Below are 21,753 nucleotides of genomic sequence, written 5' to 3' on the forward strand. Positions count from 1 at the left end.
TACTGCTATAATGGCCCTCACTCTCTTTACGACGACCTATCCGGGCCTCTATGCCATTTTTAAACCTTGGATTGTGTAAACCTATTGTACAAGCTATTGAAGACTTAGGTTATACAACCCCTACCCCAATCCAGAAACAAGCTATCGCCATCATTATTTCTGGCAAAGACCTCATTGCCACCGCTCAAACTGGTACCGGCAAAACCGCCGCGTTTGTGCTACCGATATTAGAAATATTTAACAAACAGCGTCAATTGCGTGGTAAACGCATACGCGCACTTATCCTTACCCCTACACGGGAATTAGCGGTTCAGGTAGCTGCCAATGTTGCTGACTATAGTAAACACCTAACCCTAAGCTCCATGGCTGTTTATGGCGGCATTGACACGGAGCCACAAAAGCAGCGCTTAAGCGAGGGCATTGATATTTTAGTGGCCACACCTGGCAGGTTACTTGATTTGGCTCATCAGCGTGCACTGTATTTTGATGAACTTGAAGTACTGGTATTAGATGAAGCAGACAGAATGGTGGATATGGGTTTTGGTGCTGAGATCAACAAAATTATTGAGCGCTTACCTGAAGCCCGTCAGAACCTATTGTTTTCTGCCACTATGAGTGACGAGGTTCTTGCCCTAGTCGATGGGTTTTCTGATGGTGCAATGAGCAGCACAGCTGTTGAATTGTCTATTTCGCCAAAAACAACCACCGCACCCAATATTGAACAGTGGCTGATTACCGTAGATAAAGACAGAAAGTCTGCATTGCTTAGTCATTTAATTACCGACCAAAAATGGGATCAGGCGCTTATTTTTATCGAGAAAAAACACGGTGCTGCTAAACTAGTAGACCAGCTTTCAAAGCGTGATATCGTAGCCGATGCCATCCATGGTGATAAAAGCCAGGCATCTCGCGAGAAGATTCTGGCCGATTTTAAATCTGGCAAACTAAAATATCTAGTCGCCACAGGCGTTGCCGCACGAGGCATAGACATTGGTGAGCTTAGCCGCGTGGTTAACTATGACATGCCATTTAAGCCAGAAGAATACATTCACCGAATTGGCCGAACGGGCCGTGCAGGTGCAGCGGGCGAAGCTATCTCCTTTGTAGCCTGGGGTGATTTTAAAAATCTATGTGCCATTGAAAGTCGTTTAAACCACGTTATAAACCGCAAAGAAGTTGACGGCTTTCCGGTTAGAAAGGTGGTGCCTGTTTCAATTTTGAATTATGTCCGAAAAAACAAACCACCCCAGCCTAAATACCATTCTCAAGACAGAGCACCAAGCAATACCTCAGCCACCAAAGCAGAGCATGGACCAGAGACTAGAAAGAACAAAAACATTTGGGGTTAATAACATGAAGGGGGCACTACCCCTTTATAAAACACTTTAACAAGCTATCCTGTTTCAACAGGCAGAGAATGACTCATACCCCATTCAGCCCAGCTGCCGTCATATAGAAAATGGTCTCTCTTTCCGGTTTGTGCCAATGCTAAGTTTAAGATAGCTGCAGTGATTCCTGATCCACAACTCGTAATCACTGGTTTACTGATATCAACACCGGCTGCTAGAAAAGTGGCGCACAGTTCATCTGAACTTTTCATAGTATGGTCATCGTGCAAAAGTGTTTTAAAAAACAAATTTTTTGACCCTGGTATATGCCCTGATCGCAGTCCTTTGCGGGGTTCTGGATCTATGCCTGAAAATCGTCCAGGTGCTCGTGCATCTATAATTTCGTGGTCGTTAGATTTTGAGGCTTCCGCAACTTGGGTGGCATCCTTCATCATCGGTCGTTGATTACATTTAATGATGTGACAACGCTCTGGCAGGATGATTCCATTGTCTGTCTTTCGTCCCTCAGCCCTCCATTTTGGTAGGCCGCCATCTAGTACAGACACACTATCTAAGCCCATTAATTTAAAAAGCCACCAGACCCGCGCAGCCGAAAAAAGACCAGCCCCGTCATAGACCACCACCTGATGTGAATCACTTATACCCATTGCACCCAAGCAAACGGAAAATGTCTTTATTGATGGGGCCATATGCGGCAAATCGGACGTCTCATCACAGATTTTATCAATGTCAAAAAATAGTGCTCCCGGAATATGTGACGCACTATATTCAGCATAGGCATTACGCTGCATGTTAGGTAAATACCAGGACGCATCTAAGAGTTTTAAATTAGCGTCCTCAATGTGGGTATCTAACCACTGAGTGGAAACAACTGCTTGAGTGTCATTGTAGAGCATATAAATCCTTGATATCTAATTATGAAACCCTCCCCAAGGTTGCTGCCGAGTTTGAGGAAAATCTACTTCGCCCCTTAGCTGTGAGAAACGCTGGAAGCAAAAATCATTGACGTAATACTATAAGCATACAACATCAATATCTAAAACGATCCTAGCCTTGGGATATTGAATAGTTATACGCCATTCGAGTTACAAAAAGGCAGGCCCTAAGTTCACTTCATTAAAAATACCGGCCATGCTGATGTTAGAGCCTGTGATAGACCATAGCTAACGTCGGGCTTGGCAGCGAGTGATGCCGACAACAGCACTGTGTCATTCATTAGCCGTCACGCTTTTTTACCATTTCTGCACTTTCTGCATGCCCCATTGGATCGCCTATTGTATCTTCGTTTATACGGCGAACTCCAAAGGTTATTGTTGGGGGGATGCCCATTCCAAGTTCTATGTCACTAACTCGATAGTTCGACCCTTTATCCTGCAATAATAGATTGACCTTTTCTTGTTTTTCGACTGCCTTAATTATTGTATTTGCTATTACCTCATCGCTACTAAAACTAGTAACCGACTCACTAACTCTGCCGCTGATTTCTTTAGCCTTATCCAAAATTCCCATTTGATTTTCCTTTATTTTGTTCTCAACTAAACGTTGAGTTTTTATTGAATAACGCCGCCAACATAGGCGCGCCGGAGCTTCAGATAAAAGCAAAAATGCTTTGCCTCGTTAAGATGCCCTTATGAGGATTATGCCGAAATTTCTGCCTTAGGGTTAACTCCATAAATATTTCTTCCGCCGCTATCTTGAGCTAAGAAAAGGATTAAAATAATGAAGCCAATAAGAGGAATTAAAACTAGCAACTGCCACCACCCAGAGCGACCTGTATCATGCAGCCTTCTTGTCGTAATGCTAATGCTTGGAACAAGCAGCACAAGACTGACTAGCGCTGAAATTACATCCAAACCAAATACAACTAGGGTAATATTGATCATCATATAAATAAGTACGAACGTCCAATATTCTTTTCTAAAAGCTCGGCCAGTAAAATCAGCATATTTTTTTAATGCGCCTACAAAATAATCCATTTTTAAATCTCTATGTGGTTGATGAACCGTTAGAACCTAACTAACTAACTAACTAACTAACTAATTATTTATGTAACTGTGCAGTTCTCTTAAGCCTTTGAAAAGTATAGGTGTTGATTTCTGAATTGCCAGCCCAGTTGTAAAAAAGAGCGCCTAGCGCTCCTTAATTTTATAAACAGGCTATGCTGTATGCATATACCACATCACCACCACACCCTAAAATGAAGATCCCGGTTGACTTAAAAACTCAAGTTCTTCAGGTGTTGAATGCCTGCCTAAAATGTTATTACGGTGTGGATAACGGCCAAAGCGGTCAATTACGGCTTTGTGCTTAAGTTCAAAGTCATAATTGTTTTCTAAGCCGGGCTGATTGAATAGTATGACTGCCTGCTGGTGTGTAAATGTAGATTCACTGTGCATTAATGGCATGTACATAAAACACTTTTGTTCTGGTAGTAACGCCAAGTCTGCACTCTGTGCAATGGCAGCTTGACATAACGTAAGGGCTTGCTCATCGCATGCAAAGGCTTTAGGCGAATCTCTAAATAGATTCCGAGAGAACTGATCTAACACAATAATCTCTGCTAACTTGCCCAATGGCTCTTGCCTCCAATGAGCCAACTCCCCTGCTGCCACTTTTTGATGGATATCACTGAAACGTCGTTTGAGCATGGTATCGAATGCCAGGTCTTTAATAAACCAGTTGCGTGGTGGTATTTCTGTGTACCAAAAATGAATAATATCTGTGTACGACATCCTAAGCACTCGTGAATTTATAAGCATGATTGAAGGTAAGTCTAGTCCATTTTTTGGTAATTGATAGGCCCCAAAGATTAAATAATATGGTGCGCCAAAAGGACAGCCCTATCTATCCAAAACAATAGCTTTTTTAAGGTTAAAATTGCTCTACTCTAGGCCCCATTAAGGCTATAATCACCCACATATTGATTGATTATTTTAGTTGCAGTCACACTCTAATGGAGTGTCTAAGTGACATCAATCCCCTACCCTAAGTGCCACTAAGTACCACTAAGTACCACTATGTCAAACGTTATACCTAACTTAACCCCTCAACCAAGTGTCACATCAGCGTCTAACAGTAGCGAGTTCCTGCAGGGTGCCAAAGCCACTATCCCTATGATTATTGGCGCTATTCCTTTTGGCATTATCTTTGGTACTTTGGCAGAATCCAGCGGCTTGTCCATCTGGGGCGCTATGGCCATGTCGTTATTTGTATACGCTGGTTCATCGCAGTTTATTGCTTTGGGATTGCTGGCTACTGGTGTAGGCCCTATTATCATCATCGCCACAACATTGGTGGTGAACTTACGTCATTTACTCTATGCCACAGCCTTGGTGGATAAAATAAGTCACTTGTCTCATGGGTGGCGAGCCCTGCTGGCTTTTGGTTTAACAGACGAATCGTTTGCTGTTGTTAATGGCCGCTATTTAGGCCACACAGATACAGCCCGTGCCCATTGGTTCTTTTTGGGATCTATTGTGGCCATGTATAGCAACTGGCAGTTATGTACTTGGCTGGGCATTGGTTTGGGTGAACTGTTTCCAGACATGACCAACTGGGGTTTAGACTTTGCTATGTCGGTGACTTTTTTAGGTATTGTCATTCCTTATCTACGTAATAAACCCATGTGGTTAGCCGTGATAAGTGCTGCTACCTTTGCTATGATCCTGCGTGACCTACCCCATCAGCTCGGTTTAGTGATCGCTGCACTATCTGGTGTTTGTATCGGCTACGCTAGCCAACAAATTGAACTCAGGATAAAACCTGCAAAAGTAGCGAGCACGGCGACTAATACCGAGAGTACCAAAACCACGAATACCAAAACAGGGAGCACCAAACCATGAATGAAACCATGATGATTGCAGGCATGGCCCTTGTTACATTTTCTGTGCGTTATGTGATGTTTGCCATGGCTGGTCGTATTCGTTTTCCACTGTGGTTTAAGCAGGCCTTAACTTATGTACCACCTGTGGTGCTAAGTGCCATTATTGCACCACTTATTCTGATGCCAGAAGGATACTTAGACATAAGTTTAGCTAACCCTTATTTTTGGGCAGCGGTAGTAGCGGCAAGCGTTGGCTTTTGGCGACAACACTTGCTAACAACCATTTTGGTGGGTCTGGTGAGCTTCGTATTAATTAAATGGATGATGAGCTGATGACAACCTGTGCTTTATTTACCTCGTATGAATCTACAGAACCCTGGTTACTAGAATTTAATCGTCAGTTTCCCCATCTAAATGTGCAAGATTGGCAACACATTGCTGATCCACAACAAGTGAAATACGGCATTGTTTGGAAACCTACAGAAGCCTTCTTCAAACGCTTCCCTAACTTAAACACCATGTTTAATATGGGCGCCGGTGTGGATGCAATCCTAAATAACCCTGCAGTGCCTAAACATATTGATATCTACCGTATTGAAGACGGTGGTATGGCCGCCCAGATGAACCAGTATTTTAGCTATTTTTTGCTGCACTATTTCCGCGACATGGATCTTTACCAACAGCAGCAACCCCAAAAGCAATGGCGAGTTCAGCCCTTTAGGTCGGCATCTAGTTTTAGTGTAGGTATATTAGGTTTGGGGCAACTCGGGGCTCAACTGGCCCAACACCTTCAAAGTTTTGGCTTTGATATCACTGGTTGGAGTCGCAGCAAAAAGCAGTTAGACGGCGTGACAAGTTATACAGGTGCTGAAGAGCTTAAGCCTTTTCTTAAACGTACCGATGCGCTCTGCTGTTTGCTTCCTCTTACACCAGACACCCAAGGCATTTTAAATCACCAAAACATGAGTCAACTACCTAAGGGCGCAGTAGTGATTAATGCCGGCCGAGGCAAACATTTGGTAGTGGATGATTTACTAAAATTACTTGATGAAAACCACTTGCGTGGGGCAGTGCTAGATGTGTTCGAGCAAGAGCCCCTGCCAGCAGAACATAAACTTTGGCAACACCCTAAAGTGATGATGACTCCCCACAGTTCCGCTCAATCTGAATATGCGCCTTGTGTAAAGAAAATTGGCAACATCCTGCAGGCTATTGCTGATAGCAAAACCCCAAGTGGGCTAGTAGATCGTAATAGGGGCTACTAAATATGAGCACAAAGCCTATGCCATCGAATGAATTGAAGCCTCGTCTAGACCACCGCTTTAGCGTAGCACCTATGATCGACGTAACAGACCGGCATTATCGCTACTTAGCTCGTTTATTAAGCCAACACGCCTTATTGTACACAGAGATGATCACAACGGGAGCTATTCTTAATGGCGACCAAGACTACCTATTGAGTTATACAGACCAAGAGCACCCACTAGCTTTGCAGTTAGGTGGCAGTAATGTTGGTCAATTGGCTCAGTGTGCACGCATTGGCGAAAGCTATGGCTACGATGAAATTAACCTCAACGTAGGCTGCCCAAGTGATAAGGTGCAAAATAACATGATAGGCGCTTGCCTCATGGGCCACCCAAAACTCGTCACAGAGTGTATGCAGGCTATGATTGAAGCGGTAACCATTCCCGTTACCATCAAACACCGTATTGGTATTGATGATATAGATAATTATGATGTATTGGCTGAGTTTGTAGAGCAGGTGAGCGGCAGTGGTTGTGATACCTTTATTGTGCATGCCCGCAATGCCATTCTGAAGGGTTTATCACCTAAACAAAATCGAGAGATTCCACCGCTACAATATGACAAGGTGTATCGTTTAAAAGCCGACTTTCCTGATTTAGAAATCATCATCAATGGCGGTATCAATAACCTGGCCGATTGTCATCAGCACTTAACTCAGGTGGATGGCGTTATGTTAGGCCGTGCTGCCAATCACAACAGCGCCCTACTCACCCAAGTAGACCAACAGTTCTTTGGTTGCAACCTGCCTATGCCAGAGCGTCACCAAGCAGCCCTTACTTACTTTGCCTATATGCAACAACAACATGAAAAAGGCACCTCCTTACACCACATGAGTGGGCATATTATGGGCCTTTTTCAAGGAATACCTGGTGCCCGTGCCCTGCGGCGCCATATTAGTGATAATATCCATGGCAGCAACGCCAACATACAAGTGATGTACGATGCGCTAACCCTAATTCAAACAGTGCCAACACCAATAACAGAGACAACAAATCAGCAATGAACAAACTGCAACAACTTAAAACCATGACCACAGTCGTAGCTGATACAGGCGATTTAGAAGCTATCAAACAATACCAGCCACAAGATGCCACCACTAATCCATCTTTGGTGTTAAAAGCGGCACAAATGCCTCAGTATGCTCACCTATTAACGAAAGCTAAGCAATGGGCAGCTGCACAAGGTGGCGATAGCCAAGTGCAGATGGATAACACCTGTGATTACCTAGCCGTAGCCATTGGTAAGGAAATCCTCAGCGCTGTGCCTGGCCGCATTTCCACAGAAGTAGATTCTCGTTTGTCTTTCGACACAGATGCTACCGTTGCCCGTGCGCTCAAGATTATTGGCCTATACCATCAACAAGGTGTGAGCAAAGACCGTGTATTAATTAAGATTGCATCTACATGGGAAGGCATTCAAGCAGGCAAGGAGCTTGAAGAGCAAGGTATCAACTGCAACCTAACGCTATTATTTAGTTTTGCCCAAGCCATTGCCTGCGCAGAAGCAGGTGTTTACCTAATCTCGCCATTTGTAGGCCGCATTATGGATTGGCACAAAGCCACAATGAAGGTGGAAGGTTTTTCTCCTGCAGAAGATCCTGGTGTAATTTCAGTAAGTAAAATTTACCACTACTACAAGCAGCACGGTTACAAAACTGTGGTAATGGGCGCTAGTTTCAGAAACACACAAGAAATTGAGCAATTAGCCGGATGTGATCGTTTGACTATTAGCCCTGCGCTAATGCAAGACTTAGCGGACGATACGGATGAACTGGTTCAACAACTAGACAGCAAAAAAGTATTAGAAACACAACCTAAGTTGAGCCTTAACCAAGGGGATTTCCGCTGGATGCATAATGAAGATGCCATGGCGACTGAGAAGTTAGCGGAAGGTATTCGTAATTTTACCCGAGATCAAGAAAAGTTAGAGGCTCTGTTAGGTTAGGTTAGGTTAAATCACACAATGAGACTCTAGTACATCTACCAAGTTTTTAAACTCTTGGTGGTTTTTTTGGTTCATGCCCATCAAGGTTCGGTGGGCTTCTAGTACTTTTTGCTGCACCGTAAGGTCAGAAAAGTCACCCTGTACCAACTCTTGCATCGGTTCTACATGCTCATTTAAGTGTTTGACCAATACAAACACTTTATCAAAACCCATACTCAGTAACACACGGGTTACATTGTCATTAATGGACACTACAGTGGGCACAAAACCCATTTTTTTCTTCATGCGGATGGACATTTTAGCTAACATGCCAAGAGTTGTGGAATCAATACCTTCTGTTTCTGTTAAATCAATGAGAATAGTCTTAAAGTGGCGACTATTAAAGATGTTATCGAGGTATTGATCCAAAGCTGGGCAAAGGGTTAGTCTGACGTCACCCAAAAATTTGATCACGTGGGTACCATCCTGATCAGCTACAATGATTCGCCCTTTAAGCATGGGCTTCTCCACAAATACTCAATAAAGCAATATCATCAGGAACAGCATCAATGTCATTGATATTTAAAGCGTCTACTAAGCCCTCTAACCGACTGTTACTTTGTTGCAAAATTTTGCGTAATTGTTCTTCTTTGTCTGCAATTTGATCACAAGGCAGTATTTCAAAAATGCCGTCAGAGCTTAACAACAACTTAAACTCTGGTTCTAGTTGCTGTGTGAGGTCCGTGTACTCAGCATCGTCAAACAACCCCACAGGTAACCCACTACCTAAACCAGGTAGATATTGTACCTCATCATTTTGTGATAGCAGTGGCATGGGTAGGTGGCCACCCACACAATAAGTGAGAATGTGACTGTTTCGGTCCAACATACCCATGAATACAGTCATGTGTTTATCAATATCAAAATCAAGTAATTCACTGTTTATTTGAGCCACAACTGCAGCCGGCGAAATCACGTTATTGGCATCAGATTCAAGAAATTCGCGAGTAAGGCGATTGGTAATGTTCTTAAGTAAAACAGATAAGAATGCAGAAGATGCTCCATGGCCAGACACATCCGCCAGATAAAACAAAACACAATCTTCATCCAAACGAATATGGTCGATAAAGTCGCCACTCAAATAGAGGGAGGACTTCATGTACCGATGCATACTCAACCCGTTAATACTGCACTCTTCAGGCGGCATCATACGTTGTTGAATTAAGCGTCCAGCAATCTGATCTTGTTGCAATTCAGCAAGGTTTTTATTCACTTGCCGATAAACAGTTTCTAATTCTTGGCGGTACTGTAAATTTTCATAAAATAACGCAGAGCGTTTCACATGACGCAATACGCTCTGGTCTAATTCAGGCATGGAATCTAGCGGCAAATTAAATACATCAGTTACGCCCAAACGCAGCATGTTGGTGATGTTTTCTGCAGCATCGATTTGGGTGAGTACGATAAGAGGAACTTCGGCACACTTTTCCAGCATATCTTGCAATAACGCTGTTAAAGTCGGTTCGTTTGGATGATATTGAAAGAGAACCAAATTCACCACTGCATTAGTAAGAAAGTCCAACGCGTGCAGCGGATCGTTAGTGGCAGTCACGTGGAAACTACGTGCTGCATAATGTTGGGTAATTTTATGTTTAAGGTCGAGATCGCTAGCAACGATCAGGATCTGACTGACGTCAGGTTCCATAGTAAAACTTACTCCAGACCCATTAATGGGGGTCTAATATCGCAACAATATGCTCTTTAAGGCCTGCTGACAAGTAGGACCTTAGTCTCAGGCATTAAAAATCATCAAAACCGTCATCATCACTTGGAATACCGTCTTTTATTAAGTGTTCTCGACGTTGTAAATAGGCCTCACGAATGAAGATATAGGGGTCTCCACTAACGAGCGAGTCAAAATCACCAAGCTGGCGCCTGAGGTCTACGACTTGTAAAGCAGATATATATAATCGGTCAGCTGCTGGATTATAGCGGTCTATTGGGTTTGGACTTGGATTAATTATTATGGCACCCGTATCCCTTAGCGTACTGGGGCCAAGGAAAGGCAAAACAACATAGGGGCCAGGGCTAACGCCCCAGAAGCCCAAAGTTTGACCAAAATCTTCAGATTCTTGGTAAATACCTAGGTCAGACGCTACATCAATAATGCCACCCAAACCTAGGGTCGTGTTAATCACCAAACGGCCAAGATCTTTGGCAGCTTTTAAAGGCTTAAACTGTAACGTGTGGTTCAAAAAATTGCCCACTTCACTTAAGTTAGAGAAAAAGTTACCTATGCCCTTTTCCAAACTGTCTGGTGTCACGCTTGCGTATACATTAACCACAGGCATCAAAAGCTTTTTGTCCACCACGTTGTTAAATGCATGGACCTTACGGTTAAGGTTTTGAAATGGATCCCTAGGATCTGACTGAGTCTCAATGGACGCGCCATTGGGAACGCTTGAACATGCTGTTAACAATACTAAACTAAGTATTAAGCCAATTTTAAGACGCCCTAACATGTGCTTTTTCCTTGTTCTCTTATAATCTTTGTTTGTGTTACCACGCCATTACCTGCTTAATAAAGGGTATGGTGATACGTCGCTTTTCGTGCCATGAGGCTGAATCTAACAAATCTAAAACTGCCAACAAGTTTGCCAACCCCCTAGGGCTGCGTGAAAAAATATAGGCTACTTGCTCGTTGGTTAGCTGTAAACCCTTTTGTTTGGCTTTAGCCTGTAACAATTGACCACTAGCCACCTCATCTAAAGCGCTCAGTTGAAAAACATTGGCTAACTGCAAGCGTGAACGCAAATCGTTAAGTGGGCAGTCTATCGCCCTTGGGTTAGATACAGCAGACATAACAAGGCGACTACCCTGTTGCATTAACTTGTTATAGACATGAAACCAAGCATGAGCCCAGTCACTATCAGCAAGCAAACAGTCTATGTCGTCAACACAGATCAAACCATTTTTTTCTAGGCCTACCAAACATTCATCAGCTTGATAGGTAGGTATTTTCACTAGCTCACTACAGCTAATATATACCGCTTCCTGGCCCATTTCTTGAGCTTGAAGTACACACCCTTGTAGTAAATGGCTTTTACCCACGCCTTGAGCACCAAACACGTACACGCTATCGGCCTGTTCATTAAGCAGCAGTTGATCGACAGTTTGAGCCAATGCAGGTGCGCCATTAAAACAAAAATTACTCAGCTGTTGCTGAGCATTTAAAGTCACACCTAATGTAAGTTGGCTAGAACCAAGTTGCTGAGGCGTATCTTTTACAGCATTTGACGTCATTCACTATCCTGCTGGCCATACAATGGGCTGTTTATATAGCCCGCATGAAGATGGCGCAACAATACCATAATCACAGCAGCAATAGGTAAAGCTAACAAAATTCCCATAAACCCAAACAGTTGGCCGCCAGCTAAAATTGCAAATATAACGGCCACCGGGTGCAAGCCAATGCGATCACCCACAAGAAGGGGCGTTAAAACGAAACTCTCTACCATTTGTCCCACGGCAAAAACTACAAACACCAAGACTAGTGGCAGGTAGCTGTCAAACTGAAAAAAGGCAATAATCAGCGCTGCAGCAAAACCTACAACAAAACCTAAATAAGGCACGATACTGGCCAAACCAGCCAAAATACCAATTAATAGTGCGTAATTTAAGCCCACAAAACTAAGCCCTAAAGCGTATATAACACCTAAGCTCAACATTACCAACAGCTGGCCTCTCATAAACGCAGCCAACACGTCATTACTCTCAAGCGCCCATGCACTAGCACGGGGCTGAACATTAACGGGTAGTAAAGCTTTAACCCGAGCAGTAAGAAGATCAAAATCCCTTAGCATATAAAATGCGACAACTGGTATCATAGCCATAGAACCAAAGGTGGCAATTAAACTCATACTCGATTGCGTGGCATATTTAACAACTCTAGAAATTACTCCACCTGCCTGCTTCCACTCAGCCGAAAGTCCTTCGGTGACCAAATCTAACTTCATACTCTTAATATCTAAGCCTAGGGTCGACTGCAACCATGGCAACAAGGTCGCGTTATACCAAATCTCAATATGAGGTAGCATTTGTACCAGGGTTTGAATTTGTTTCACTAACAAAGGCACAATGCCTAAAATCATGGCTACCAGCACCAAGGTTAACACTACAAACACGATAACGGTTGCCATGGTTCTACTCCAACCTCTGGCTTCTAAACGATCCGCAAAAGGATCTGCCAGGTAGGCTATACCGATACCCACTAAAAAAGGCGTAATCACCGGCTGAAGAACATACAATAAACCTGCCACGATAAGCCCTACAACAATAAACAACCATGACTGAGACTGCGTCATTAGAAACCTTCCTTATGTTAATTCCACTGATAATGCCACAAAGGCCTGTCATCAGGATCAATACCTTGATCTGCTGCAGTACCATCCACAGCCTGTAATCGCCGCTTTAAATCAACAACCGATTTTACTTGAGCAAGATGAGATGGAGCAAATATTTGAAATTCCAAAGTAGAGCCAGAAGCACTGTGCAACTGCACCCTTTGTATACCAGCAATGGCTTGCAATATTGATAGTAATTCAGCGTAGTCTTCAAGCTGAGTCACCTTATCTACTCGCAATATGGCGCTTTGGCGAGCATCATCAGTTTGGCTTTTAATACTATTGGCTAAGGCAAATTTTTCCACTAAACTGGATGACAAACGGTCTTGCAAAGGGTCTACCAATGCAGCCAAGTCGGAGCCTTCAGAAGACCATTTTTGTTCAACCTCATCCAACCAAAAACTCCATTCCACCAGCCATAATTGTTGGCTATCTTGGAACATCCGACCGACTAGCACGGCATCGGCTTGGTAACGATTAGAGGCACTTTTAATAGCATCTCTAAACAATCCCCACAAGGCACCAGCGTTTATAGATACTTGGTCCTCTAAATCTAACAAGGGCCATAACAGAGGCATTCCACGCTGTTCTGCTTGAGACATAATTTGTGCCACCATAGGGTGGCCATCATCATTCACAATCTGCCTTGTACCCTGTTTGTCTTCCACTAACCATACTAATACTGCTGCTCGATCTGCGCCCCAAATAGGTAGGCCAGAATCACGAATCAACTGATTAATCTGCAACCTGTCAAACGCCAATTCCATCACCGCTTGCGATTGATCATTTTCCAACTGTGTAGCAAAGGAAAAGCGCTGTAAATACGACTCCGGTTCCACTAGCGCAGCACGTACACGATTATTATTAAGACTCTGAGTTTGTCCCGTGACCTTAACTAGCACCCGAGCAAGACCCACTTTTTTCGCCCTTAACACCTGCGCAGACGATTGGTCTTCAATCACCACTTTGGCACCATAAAGGCCATCTACCGTCAAACTAAACGCAGGTGAAGCAAGTAGCAACAACAACACACAAATTATTTTTTGTAGCGGCTTAGCCACTATTTTAAGCAATATTAACGCCATACAATATCTTTGGTAACCATGAGATTAAGTCATTTTCTATGTCTACCGTAACTATAGACAATATGCTTCAGTGCTGCTAGCAAGAAAAGTATAAAAAACCTCCAAACTTCCTCTATAAGCGGGTGATGAAACGCCAGGAGAGTGATAAAATGTGCCTAGTTTAATTTAATCGCCTAAGGTCACCCCCCTGCCATGAGCACTGAAGCCCCTACCAATTCCCTAAGTTATAAAGACGCTGGTGTCGATATTGATGCAGGTAACGCCCTTATTGAACGAATAAAAGGTGTCGCTAAACGTACCCGTCGCCCAGAGGTAATGGCAGGCCTAGGCGGTTTTGGCGCATTATTTGAATTACCTAAAGGTTATGATGAACCAGTACTTGTCTCTGGCACCGATGGTGTAGGTACAAAGTTAAAGCTAGCCTTAGAGCTTAACCGTCATGACCACATCGGTATTGACCTAGTAGCCATGTGCGTTAACGATTTAATCGTTGCCGGTGCTGAACCGTTATTCTTTTTAGACTATTACGCCACAGGTAAGCTAGATGTGGAGATCGCAACACGTGTAGTAACTGGAATCGGCGAAGGCTGTGAGCTCGCAGGTGCTTCTTTAGTGGGTGGTGAAACGGCTGAAATGCCAGGTATGTACGAAGGTGAAGATTATGATCTTGCTGGCTTCTGTGTCGGTATTGTAGAAAAGAGCAAAATTATAGATGGCAGCAAAGTTGCTGCAGGAGATGTGCTTATTGGGTTACCCGCTTCGGGTCCACACTCTAACGGTTACTCATTAATCCGTAAAATTATTGAAGTAAGCCAGGCAGATTTACAACAAGACATTGGCGGCACCAGCCTAGGTGAAGCTCTAATGCAGCCTACCCGCATTTACGTAAAAGCCTTATTAGAATTATTTAAGCAGGTGGATATAAGAGCCTTATCCCACATAACTGGTGGCGGTTTGCTAGAAAATATCCCACGGGTATTACCGGCAGATAGTGTTGCTGTAATTGACACTAACTCCTGGCAGCAGCCAGCCGTATTCAAGTGGTTACAAAGCAATGGCAATGTTACCGATACCGAAATGTACCGCACTTTTAACTGTGGTGTAGGCATGGTGATCGTGGTGGCTGAAGAAGACCAAGCTGAAACACTATCTTTACTCACTAAAGCAGGTGAAGCCCCTTGGATTATTGGCCATATTAAACAAAACAGCGGCTCCGAAGAAGCTGTTGTATTGCGTTAATTCAACGTCTGGACACTTTAATGCATCAACAATCATTACAACAAATACCACGGCTTGTGGTACTTATTTCTGGCAGTGGTAGTAATCTACAAGCACTTATTGATGCCATTACTGCTGGAACTATTGTCGCTACTATCGAGTTAGTCATTAGCAACAAACCAGAAGCTATGGGTCTAACTCGGGCCAATAAGGCTGGCATTGCAACTCAAGTAATTAATCATCTTGAGTTTGGCAGCCGCGAAGCGTTTGATCGAGAGTTAATGCACGCCATTGACGATAAACAACCCGAGCTTGTGGTTCTGGCCGGTTTCATGCGTATTTTTACCCCAGAATTAACACACCACTTCCATGGCCGCATGCTTAACATTCACCCTTCATTGTTGCCACAGTTTAAAGGGACTAACACCCACGAACGCGCTATAGAAGCGGAAGTGGACCAGCATGGTGCCAGTGTACATTTCGTTTCTAGTGAACTTGATGGCGGTCCTATGGTCTTACAAGCATTGGTTCCTGTTGAAGATCTGGATTCGCCCAGAGTATTAGCCGCTAGAGTTTTGGTACAAGAGCACGTAATCTACCCTATCGCTATAAAGTGGTTTTGTGAGGGTCGCTTAAAACTACAGAACAACTTAGTATTAATGGATGGCCACCGGTTACCTGTAGAGGGAATGAAGTTTCAATCCTAAATTGAGCGTCTAATATTGATGCCGCAAGGAAGTGCAATGTCCCATTTGAAGCAATTATTATGTAACCTCTCTAGCTTAGCTGGCCTATCCTTACTGTTGCTATGGAGCAGCAGCAGCATGGCGCAAATACGCCCTTTTCAAGCCATTTATACTAGCCAATGGGATTTAGGTATCAGCCTTTCTGGCAAAGCAGAACGCAGCCTTATTAGGAACGATGACGGCAGTTATCGCCTAACTACTGAAGCTAGCGCCATGATTGCCTCACTCACCGAATCCAGCTTATTTAGGCTCATCGGTGATCAAATTCAACCTAGCCACTACCGATACCAACGTAAAGTTTTAAACAAAACACGCGACGTAGAAGTGGCGTTTGATTGGCCTAACCAAAAAGTTAAGAACACCGCAGAGGGTTCTTCTTGGGTTATGGATATTGTGCCCCACACGTTAGATAAACAAAGTGTACAACTGCGCCTACAACTTGATTTAGCTGCAATTCCAGCAGTTGATGGGCAAGCCTATGCCTATGAAGTAGCCGATGGTGGTTATCTTAAAACCTATCTTTTTATTGCTGAGGGCGAAGACCTTATTGAAACACCACTAGGCAAATACATGTCTGTGCGTATTAAGCGTGATCGAGGCGAAAGTACTGACCGAGAAACATGGATTTGGTTTGCACCGGAACTGGATTACACCATCGTACGTATTTTACAAAAAGAAGCCGATGGCAAGCGTTACCAACTCGATCTGAAGCAACTTACCTGGCTCAATAATTAACCATAAGAGTTTTCATAGCCTCATTCTGCAAAGCTTGGTAAAGCTATTAGCACCTAGTCACGGATTTAGTTACACTGCCTTCCATAAATCAGTTATTAAAGGATCCACCTTGGCCTCTTCACACCGTCTTGCTGCCTTCATTTTAACCGCCACCACTGCAATAGGTAGCCATGCCAACCAGTTTCAAGAGCTTTTTCAGTTCGCACAGGCTAACGATCCAAATTACCTATCTGCCCAGCATACGCTTGACTCTAAACTACAAATCATCCCTCAAGCAAAGAGTGCTCTGATGCCACAGGTTAGTGGGGCCTTTAATCAAAACCTGGCGCTGGATGCAGGATCTAACAAGCACAATTATAATGTGCAAGTAGCATTACCCTTAAGACTAGATGCATACTATGGCATGAAAGTGGCAGAACAAAGTGCTGCTGGAGCTCGTATTAACTTCGAAAAAACTCACCAAAGCCTTATTTTCTCTGTTATTGAACGTTATATAGCAGTGATAAAACAACAGCATCAACTGTCTTCAAGCATGGCCGAAGTCACCGCCATAGAGCAACGTTTAAAACAAACTCAAAAGCAGGTAGAGCTGGGCATAAGCAGTAATATTCAGTTGCAAGACGTGCAAGCGAACTTTCAACAATTGCAGGTGGCCTTATTGCAAGTTCGGCAAAATTTAAGCTTAGCTCGTGCTGATCTTGAAAACTTAACTAATCAAGCATTACCAGAGCAGTTGCCTGCTCTAGCAAGCAGTTTTAACGCAGCTAGCTTTGTGCAAACTGACTCCCTAGAAAATTGGTTTGTGTTGGCACAAAATAATAATCTAGATCTTGCTAGCAATGGTTTCGCCAGCCAACAGGCATACCACAACTACCAAGCCAAAGAGGTGGGTACGTATCCTCAAGCAACTCTTACAATGTCACAGAGTTACACTACCACCACCGGTGATAGCAAAAAGTTAACTATAGGCTTGTCTGGAACTTTTTATGATGGAGGCCTTAACACAGCCCAGACTAGAGAAGCCAAAGAAGCCTGGCATGCCAGTCAACAGCAAGGCCAAGCCCTGCTAAGAGCAACGCAACAAGAAGTTAGACGTTGGCATCAAGCCCTAGATACTAGTCGCCAACAAATTCAAGCGCTGGCACAATTACGCACTGCAGTACAAGCTTCTTTAGCAGGCAAAAATAAAGAGTATGAGTTAGGCTTAAGAGACATCAGCGATATACTGGATGCTGAAAAGCTAGTTTTTTCCGCACAAAGGAACTTGGCCAATGCACGGCTTGATTTAGTGTTAAACCAATTACGCCTAAAACAAACCAGCGGCCTGTTAAACACCAATGATTTATCACAACTAGACCAATGGTTTAACTGATCCCAGCGATCAGTTCGGCAACCTTGGCATTGGGGTTCTGTTCAATAACGGCCAATAAATCCAATAAGGTTTTAATCGCTAAACGGGGATTAAGAAAATACTGTTGCCCATGTGTAGCACGGCATTGAAGCATAAACTGCCATAACGCCATGTCATCTATTAAGTAATTCTTAGCTATGCCATAAGCCTGCACATGGCGCAGTTTGTGCAACAACTCATCTATCTCCACTTCTTTTAGTGGCTGCAGTTCTATGACTGGACCCGATACGTCTGTCAGACCGTCGGTCGCTAAACGGTTGAATGCCAGCCTGCTCTTGAGAGCCGGCATACTGTACAGACCCTTTTTATCATCATAAACAAATTCAGATGTGCCTAGAAATACGAACCCCATTCCGTGAACCTGTCCTTGCAGGCAGTCGTTAACTATATTGAGAATTTCATTGAAGTTGTTGATGCGCGTCTGTTTATGATTTAATTCATGCAAGGCCACCATTTCATCTAAACAGATAAGTAACCCAGGGTAACCAGCCATACGGACGAATTGGCAAAGCATTTTTAAACCACTAAAAAAGTTACGGTAGTCAATGATGCTCCGCACTCCCAAAGCGGTTTTTGCGTCGGATAAGTTAGTAAACTCACCTCTTAACCATCTCAAGGCAGTACTTTTTAATTCATCATCTTGATTTTCTAGGCCCTGACAATAACACTGAATAACTTTAACAAAATCAAATCCCCCCGCCAGCTCTTCAAAATCCCTTAGGCGATGCGCAACATGAGCTTCTGGAGTTACATTATTGACATAGGCTTCCCGTAACGTAGTTAAGATAAAGCGCTCTACAATGTTAACTAAAGCGGTACCGTTGGGCCTTGCCTTGGTACTAAAAGAGCGCACTAAGGCTGAATAAAGATTTCGTGTTTCGCCAGTTTTTGCCTGTAAGCGTTTATCGGGCGACAGGGCCGCAGTAGCCACTACCAAACCTTGCTTAATGCCATGTTGGCGCGTTAGTTCACCAATAAAGGTCTTACCACTACCGTAGTCACCCGTAACAAAACGCACACTAGAGCCGCCTTTTGCAATGTGCAGGATATCTTTAGCTAAAGTCGCTTGTTCGCCCACCCTTCCCACCTGAATCAGGTCGATATCATCAGCAGGTACCACGCCCGCTCGTAAAGACTTTAGCACTTGGTCACATTGCATGATGGAAAGTTGATTCATTGTTTATTCTTCTACTTAACTATCTTGGTCAATACGGCTAGCTACTGCACTTTGTTGATGTTTGTATTTCGCGTCTACTCGTTTGTTGTAAGGCCGTAGGGCTGGGCTCGACAAGGTTTCGAAATTAATAGCACCAATAGTCATGTTAGGTTTTAACGCCAAGGGCAGCTTGCCACTGTTAAAACACTCCAGCACAATAGCACCACTCCAACCAGGATCGATACGGTGCGCCGTAACGTGCACCATAAGCCCTAAGCGCGCCAATGAAGAGCGCCCATCTAACCAGCCAACATGGTCATCAGGAATAGTGATAGATTCCAATGTCACCGCTAACGCCAACTCGCCAGGGTGCAGGAAAAAACTTTCGCCTTTCTCAATGACAATCTCTTCGCTCATAATAGCTTCGAGGGTACTATTAATTTCTTCGCGGCTGGCACTGACGTCAACAAACGGTCGAGCATGATCCTTAAACACGCGAAAGCTGTTACCTAAACGCAGGTCTACACTGACGCCCGTAATTACACTATCGTCAGGCCGTGGCTCGATGCCAATTTTGCCGCAATTTAAAGCAGCAATAATATCTTTATCACTTAAACGCATAGTGTTTAATCTTCATCTATACTAATACTAGGCATGGGTTGGCTAGTTCCATCAAGCTTTGGCACAAGCCTATGGGCCAACTGCACGTAGGTTTGTGCTGCAGCTGATTGCGGCTCTGCTACCACTGTTGGTGTGCCGCTATCAACGAGCACCCTGATGGCCATACTCAAGGGTAAGCTGGCAAGCAATTCAGTGCCATACTCTTGAGCTAATGCAGCACCCCCACCAGCACCAAAAATCGCTTCTTCGTGGTCACATTGGCTACATACATGAGTACTCATATTTTCCACAATACCTAGCACAGGCACATTCACCTTGTTAAACATTTCAATACCCTTGCGGGCGTCGAGCAACGCTAAGTCCTGTGGCGTAGTGACAATGACTGCACCAGACACTTGCGCCTTTTGGCACAAGGTTAATTGTATATCACCAGTGCCAGGAGGCATATCGACAAATAGGTAGTCCAACTCACCCCAATTCGTTTGTAACAACATCTGCTGCAGTGCGCCCGCTGCCATTGGACCACGCCACACCATAGGCGAGTTGGCATCCACTAAAAAGGCCATAGACATCACACTCACACCATGAGCTTGAATAGGTACAAACCACTTTTCTTCCATAGTTTCTGGGTGGCTACCTTCTGCAATCCCCAGCATCAAACCTTGGCTTGGACCATAAATGTCGGCATCTAATACACCAACTTTAAAGCCCGCTTGCGCCATGGCTAAAGCTACGTTGACCGTAGTGGTAGATTTGCCTACACCACCCTTACCCGATGCTACAGCAACGATGTGTTTGATTTTTTGAAGGCCTTCTGGTCTTGTGTCACTCATTATATGTCCTATAAATTACGTTTATGCAATACCACGCCACATTCAGCGTGGTGGGTGTATGGAAATTGGTCGAATAAAGCCCAGCGTTTTAAGTCGTGGGTTTGTTTAAGTACTTGTAAGTTGTCCAACAGTGTTTCGGGGTTACAGGAGATGTAAACCACCTGATCAAATTGCTGCACTAATGCTAAAGTGTCTAGATCTAATCCAGCCCTTGGCGGGTCTACTAAAATAGTACCAAAATCAAAACTGGTTAAGTCTACATCGACTAAGCGTCTAAAGGGACGAACACCCGCCAAGGCCTGAGTCATCTCTTCACTCGACAGACGCACAATAGTAACGTTACAAACATCATTTTCAGCTAGATTAAAGAGGGCTGAGTTAACCGACGATTTAGCAATTTCGGTGGCCATTACTTTACCAAACTGTTTCGCTAAAGGTACAGTGAAGTTGCCATTACCGCAGTATAACTCCAGTAAGTCTGGTTTAGTTGTGGGGCCAAAACGCTCAACACTTTCGCACGCCCAAGCGATCATTTGTTCATTGACGCCCGCATTAGGCTGAGTAAATGCATTCTCTACCTGCTGATAGTGATACTGGCAACCTCGCACGTGCAGCGTTTCCATAATATAACCCATGCCCAGCACATGTTTTTGTTTGCGCGCACGGCCAATAATATTAATACCAAGGTCAATACGCAAGGCCTCAGCCAGAGATAACCAATCGTCCCCTAGTTGTTTGTGGTACAACAGGCTAACCAAAATTTCACCACGTTGGCTGCTCAAAAAATCCACTTGAAATAGCTTCTTACTCAATACAGAAGATGACTTAATGCCTGCCAACAAAGGCAGCAGAAGAGCATTAATACGCTCACTAGCTTGAGGAAAAAAATCGATACGAATAGGCTGATACTTATTACCCGGCGGAAACATAGCGTAAAACAGATCATCTCCCTCATGCCACATACGAAATTCTGCACGCATACGATAATTTTCTGGCTTCGATGGAAATACTTCTAAGGCAACGTCCGAGGTAAAACTACCTAACCGGTCAAAACGAGATCGAATTTGTGCACTTTTGGCATCTAAGAGCGCATGGTATTGTTGCGGTTGTATAGGCTCGAGGACCAAAGACCTACTCCTTAAACT

24 protein-coding genes are annotated in these 21,753 nt (G+C 43.9%); 10 read left to right on the plus strand and 14 right to left on the minus strand.

Features of this window, described 5'->3' with window-relative positions:
- Positions 1-50: 50 nt before the first annotated feature.
- Entirely contained in the window at positions 51-1,349 is a 1,299-nt protein-coding gene (locus ABXT70_RS07655) for a DEAD/DEAH box helicase (protein ID WP_443639900.1), read from the plus strand.
- A gap of 44 nt (positions 1,350-1,393) precedes the next feature.
- Here ABXT70_RS07655 and sseA read toward each other — a convergent pair whose 3' ends face one another.
- The 4 genes from sseA to ABXT70_RS07675 all read right to left on the minus strand — a co-directional run bounded on the left by sseA (position 1,394) and on the right by ABXT70_RS07675 (position 4,081).
- On the minus strand, positions 1,394-2,245 hold the full coding sequence (gene sseA, locus ABXT70_RS07660) for a 3-mercaptopyruvate sulfurtransferase (RefSeq protein ID WP_443639901.1): 852 nt from the start codon (positions 2,243-2,245) through the stop codon (positions 1,394-1,396).
- A 319-nt stretch (positions 2,246-2,564) separates the two neighbouring features.
- A complete protein-coding gene (locus tag ABXT70_RS07665) occupies positions 2,565-2,951 on the minus strand; it encodes a hypothetical protein (RefSeq protein WP_443639902.1) in 387 nt (128 codons plus the stop codon).
- A 35-nt stretch (positions 2,952-2,986) separates the two neighbouring features.
- Complete coding sequence (locus ABXT70_RS07670; protein WP_443639903.1) at positions 2,987-3,325, minus strand: DUF805 domain-containing protein; 339 nt, start codon at positions 3,323-3,325, stop codon at positions 2,987-2,989.
- A gap of 216 nt (positions 3,326-3,541) precedes the next feature.
- Entirely contained in the window at positions 3,542-4,081 is a 540-nt protein-coding gene (locus ABXT70_RS07675) for a DUF924 family protein (protein WP_443639904.1), read from the minus strand.
- A 285-nt stretch (positions 4,082-4,366) separates the two neighbouring features.
- Here ABXT70_RS07675 and ABXT70_RS07680 point away from each other — a divergent pair, with 285 nt between their 5' ends.
- From ABXT70_RS07680 to tal, 5 genes are read left to right on the plus strand one after another with little or no spacing between them, the layout of a single operon-like run.
- The gene (locus ABXT70_RS07680) at positions 4,367-5,191 is read left to right on the plus strand and encodes an AzlC family ABC transporter permease (protein WP_443639905.1); all 825 of its coding nucleotides are present in this window, start codon (positions 4,367-4,369) and stop codon (positions 5,189-5,191) included.
- Positions 5,188-5,505: an AzlD domain-containing protein gene (locus tag ABXT70_RS07685; protein WP_443639906.1), complete on the plus strand. Its 318-nt coding sequence runs from the start codon at positions 5,188-5,190 to the stop codon at positions 5,503-5,505. Before ABXT70_RS07680 ends, ABXT70_RS07685 begins: the two co-directional genes overlap by 4 nt.
- On the plus strand, positions 5,505-6,437 hold the full coding sequence (locus tag ABXT70_RS07690; RefSeq protein WP_443639907.1) for a 2-hydroxyacid dehydrogenase: 933 nt from the start codon (positions 5,505-5,507) through the stop codon (positions 6,435-6,437). Before ABXT70_RS07685 ends, ABXT70_RS07690 begins: the two co-directional genes overlap by 1 nt.
- Positions 6,438-6,439: 2 nt before the next feature.
- Complete coding sequence (gene dusA / locus ABXT70_RS07695) at positions 6,440-7,480, plus strand: tRNA dihydrouridine(20/20a) synthase DusA (RefSeq protein ID WP_443639908.1); 1,041 nt, start codon at positions 6,440-6,442, stop codon at positions 7,478-7,480.
- Positions 7,477-8,421 carry a transaldolase gene (gene tal, locus ABXT70_RS07700; RefSeq protein ID WP_443639909.1) on the plus strand — a complete coding sequence of 315 codons (945 nt, stop codon included), beginning with the start codon at positions 7,477-7,479 and terminating at the stop codon, positions 8,419-8,421. Before dusA ends, tal begins: the two co-directional genes overlap by 4 nt.
- 6 nt (positions 8,422-8,427) lie before the next feature.
- Here the strand turns inward: tal and ABXT70_RS07705 are convergent, their stop codons facing one another.
- The 6 genes from ABXT70_RS07705 to ABXT70_RS07730 all read right to left on the minus strand — a co-directional run bounded on the left by ABXT70_RS07705 (position 8,428) and on the right by ABXT70_RS07730 (position 13,888).
- Positions 8,428-8,919, minus strand: coding sequence for an STAS domain-containing protein (locus ABXT70_RS07705; RefSeq protein ID WP_443639910.1), 492 nt, complete (start codon positions 8,917-8,919; stop codon positions 8,428-8,430).
- A complete protein-coding gene (locus ABXT70_RS07710; protein ID WP_443639911.1) occupies positions 8,912-10,105 on the minus strand; it encodes a PP2C family protein-serine/threonine phosphatase in 1,194 nt (397 codons plus the stop codon). Before ABXT70_RS07710 ends, ABXT70_RS07705 begins: the two co-directional genes overlap by 8 nt.
- Positions 10,106-10,199: 94 nt before the next feature.
- Positions 10,200-10,922 carry an MlaA family lipoprotein gene (locus ABXT70_RS07715; RefSeq protein ID WP_443639912.1) on the minus strand — a complete coding sequence of 241 codons (723 nt, stop codon included), beginning with the start codon at positions 10,920-10,922 and terminating at the stop codon, positions 10,200-10,202.
- A 37-nt stretch (positions 10,923-10,959) separates the two neighbouring features.
- The gene (gene hda, locus ABXT70_RS07720; RefSeq protein ID WP_443639913.1) at positions 10,960-11,703 is read right to left on the minus strand and encodes a DnaA regulatory inactivator Hda; all 744 of its coding nucleotides are present in this window, start codon (positions 11,701-11,703) and stop codon (positions 10,960-10,962) included.
- Positions 11,700-12,764, minus strand: a complete 1,065-nt coding sequence (locus ABXT70_RS07725; RefSeq protein WP_443639914.1) for an AI-2E family transporter — start codon at positions 12,762-12,764, stop codon at positions 11,700-11,702. Before ABXT70_RS07725 ends, hda begins: the two co-directional genes overlap by 4 nt.
- Positions 12,765-12,781: 17 nt before the next feature.
- A complete protein-coding gene (locus ABXT70_RS07730; protein ID WP_443639915.1) occupies positions 12,782-13,888 on the minus strand; it encodes a DUF2066 domain-containing protein in 1,107 nt (368 codons plus the stop codon).
- Positions 13,889-14,080: 192 nt separating this feature from the next.
- Here ABXT70_RS07730 and purM point away from each other — a divergent pair, with 192 nt between their 5' ends.
- From purM to ABXT70_RS07750, 4 genes are all read left to right on the plus strand, one after another.
- On the plus strand, positions 14,081-15,127 hold the full coding sequence (gene purM, locus ABXT70_RS07735; RefSeq protein ID WP_443639916.1) for a phosphoribosylformylglycinamidine cyclo-ligase: 1,047 nt from the start codon (positions 14,081-14,083) through the stop codon (positions 15,125-15,127).
- A gap of 20 nt (positions 15,128-15,147) precedes the next feature.
- Complete coding sequence (purN, locus tag ABXT70_RS07740; RefSeq protein WP_443639917.1) at positions 15,148-15,813, plus strand: phosphoribosylglycinamide formyltransferase; 666 nt, start codon at positions 15,148-15,150, stop codon at positions 15,811-15,813.
- A 36-nt stretch (positions 15,814-15,849) separates the two neighbouring features.
- A complete protein-coding gene (locus ABXT70_RS07745; protein ID WP_443639918.1) occupies positions 15,850-16,587 on the plus strand; it encodes a DUF3108 domain-containing protein in 738 nt (245 codons plus the stop codon).
- A gap of 109 nt (positions 16,588-16,696) precedes the next feature.
- Positions 16,697-17,959 carry a TolC family protein gene (locus tag ABXT70_RS07750; protein WP_443639919.1) on the plus strand — a complete coding sequence of 421 codons (1,263 nt, stop codon included), beginning with the start codon at positions 16,697-16,699 and terminating at the stop codon, positions 17,957-17,959.
- Here the strand turns inward: ABXT70_RS07750 and ABXT70_RS07755 are convergent.
- Genes ABXT70_RS07755 through trmA form a run of 4 tightly spaced genes read right to left on the minus strand, consistent with a single transcriptional unit; the run spans position 17,952 to position 21,735 of the window.
- Complete coding sequence (locus ABXT70_RS07755; protein WP_443639920.1) at positions 17,952-19,175, minus strand: ATP-binding protein; 1,224 nt, start codon at positions 19,173-19,175, stop codon at positions 17,952-17,954. The genes ABXT70_RS07750 and ABXT70_RS07755 overlap by 8 nt on opposite strands.
- 15 nt (positions 19,176-19,190) lie before the next feature.
- Positions 19,191-19,775 carry a dCTP deaminase gene (dcd, locus tag ABXT70_RS07760; protein WP_443639921.1) on the minus strand — a complete coding sequence of 195 codons (585 nt, stop codon included), beginning with the start codon at positions 19,773-19,775 and terminating at the stop codon, positions 19,191-19,193.
- A gap of 5 nt (positions 19,776-19,780) precedes the next feature.
- Positions 19,781-20,608 (minus strand): iron-sulfur cluster carrier protein ApbC, encoded by an 828-nt coding sequence (gene apbC / locus ABXT70_RS07765; RefSeq protein ID WP_443639922.1) that lies wholly within the window; start codon positions 20,606-20,608, stop codon positions 19,781-19,783.
- 8 nt (positions 20,609-20,616) lie between these two features.
- Positions 20,617-21,735, minus strand: coding sequence for a tRNA (uridine(54)-C5)-methyltransferase TrmA (gene trmA, locus ABXT70_RS07770; protein ID WP_443639923.1), 1,119 nt, complete (start codon positions 21,733-21,735; stop codon positions 20,617-20,619).
- Positions 21,736-21,753: the final 18 nt, after the last annotated feature.

This window comes from Candidatus Njordibacter sp. Uisw_039, assembly GCF_047730075.1.
Classification (GTDB): Bacteria; Pseudomonadota; Gammaproteobacteria; order Pseudomonadales; family Balneatricaceae; genus Njordibacter.

What these genes read in the sequence shown, in the direction of transcription:
- ABXT70_RS07705 (WP_443639910.1), bottom strand. Translation starts at nt 8,919, where the DNA reads ATGCTTAAAGGGCGAATCATTGTAGCTGATCAGGATGGTACCCACGTG.
- ABXT70_RS07715 (WP_443639912.1), bottom strand. Translation starts at nt 10,922, where the DNA reads ATGTTAGGGCGTCTTAAAATTGGCTTAATACTTAGTTTAGTATTGTTA.
- ABXT70_RS07685 (WP_443639906.1), top strand. Translation starts at nt 5,188, where the DNA reads ATGAATGAAACCATGATGATTGCAGGCATGGCCCTTGTTACATTTTCT.
- ABXT70_RS07725 (WP_443639914.1), bottom strand. Translation starts at nt 12,764, where the DNA reads ATGACGCAGTCTCAGTCATGGTTGTTTATTGTTGTAGGGCTTATCGTG.
- ABXT70_RS07690 (WP_443639907.1), top strand. Translation starts at nt 5,505, where the DNA reads ATGACAACCTGTGCTTTATTTACCTCGTATGAATCTACAGAACCCTGG.
- ABXT70_RS07745 (WP_443639918.1), top strand. Translation starts at nt 15,850, where the DNA reads ATGTCCCATTTGAAGCAATTATTATGTAACCTCTCTAGCTTAGCTGGC.
- apbC (WP_443639922.1), bottom strand. Translation starts at nt 20,608, where the DNA reads ATGAGTGACACAAGACCAGAAGGCCTTCAAAAAATCAAACACATCGTT.
- ABXT70_RS07710 (WP_443639911.1), bottom strand. Translation starts at nt 10,105, where the DNA reads ATGGAACCTGACGTCAGTCAGATCCTGATCGTTGCTAGCGATCTCGAC.
- dcd (WP_443639921.1), bottom strand. Translation starts at nt 19,775, where the DNA reads ATGCGTTTAAGTGATAAAGATATTATTGCTGCTTTAAATTGCGGCAAA.
- dusA (WP_443639908.1), top strand. Translation starts at nt 6,440, where the DNA reads ATGAGCACAAAGCCTATGCCATCGAATGAATTGAAGCCTCGTCTAGAC.
- hda (WP_443639913.1), bottom strand. Translation starts at nt 11,703, where the DNA reads ATGACGTCAAATGCTGTAAAAGATACGCCTCAGCAACTTGGTTCTAGC.
- ABXT70_RS07675 (WP_443639904.1), bottom strand. Translation starts at nt 4,081, where the DNA reads ATGTCGTACACAGATATTATTCATTTTTGGTACACAGAAATACCACCA.
- ABXT70_RS07755 (WP_443639920.1), bottom strand. Translation starts at nt 19,175, where the DNA reads ATGAATCAACTTTCCATCATGCAATGTGACCAAGTGCTAAAGTCTTTA.
- ABXT70_RS07655 (WP_443639900.1), top strand. Translation starts at nt 51, where the DNA reads ATGCCATTTTTAAACCTTGGATTGTGTAAACCTATTGTACAAGCTATT.
- ABXT70_RS07730 (WP_443639915.1), bottom strand. Translation starts at nt 13,888, where the DNA reads ATGGCGTTAATATTGCTTAAAATAGTGGCTAAGCCGCTACAAAAAATA.
- purN (WP_443639917.1), top strand. Translation starts at nt 15,148, where the DNA reads ATGCATCAACAATCATTACAACAAATACCACGGCTTGTGGTACTTATT.
- tal (WP_443639909.1), top strand. Translation starts at nt 7,477, where the DNA reads ATGAACAAACTGCAACAACTTAAAACCATGACCACAGTCGTAGCTGAT.
- sseA (WP_443639901.1), bottom strand. Translation starts at nt 2,245, where the DNA reads ATGCTCTACAATGACACTCAAGCAGTTGTTTCCACTCAGTGGTTAGAT.
- ABXT70_RS07670 (WP_443639903.1), bottom strand. Translation starts at nt 3,325, where the DNA reads ATGGATTATTTTGTAGGCGCATTAAAAAAATATGCTGATTTTACTGGC.
- purM (WP_443639916.1), top strand. Translation starts at nt 14,081, where the DNA reads ATGAGCACTGAAGCCCCTACCAATTCCCTAAGTTATAAAGACGCTGGT.
- ABXT70_RS07680 (WP_443639905.1), top strand. Translation starts at nt 4,367, where the DNA reads ATGTCAAACGTTATACCTAACTTAACCCCTCAACCAAGTGTCACATCA.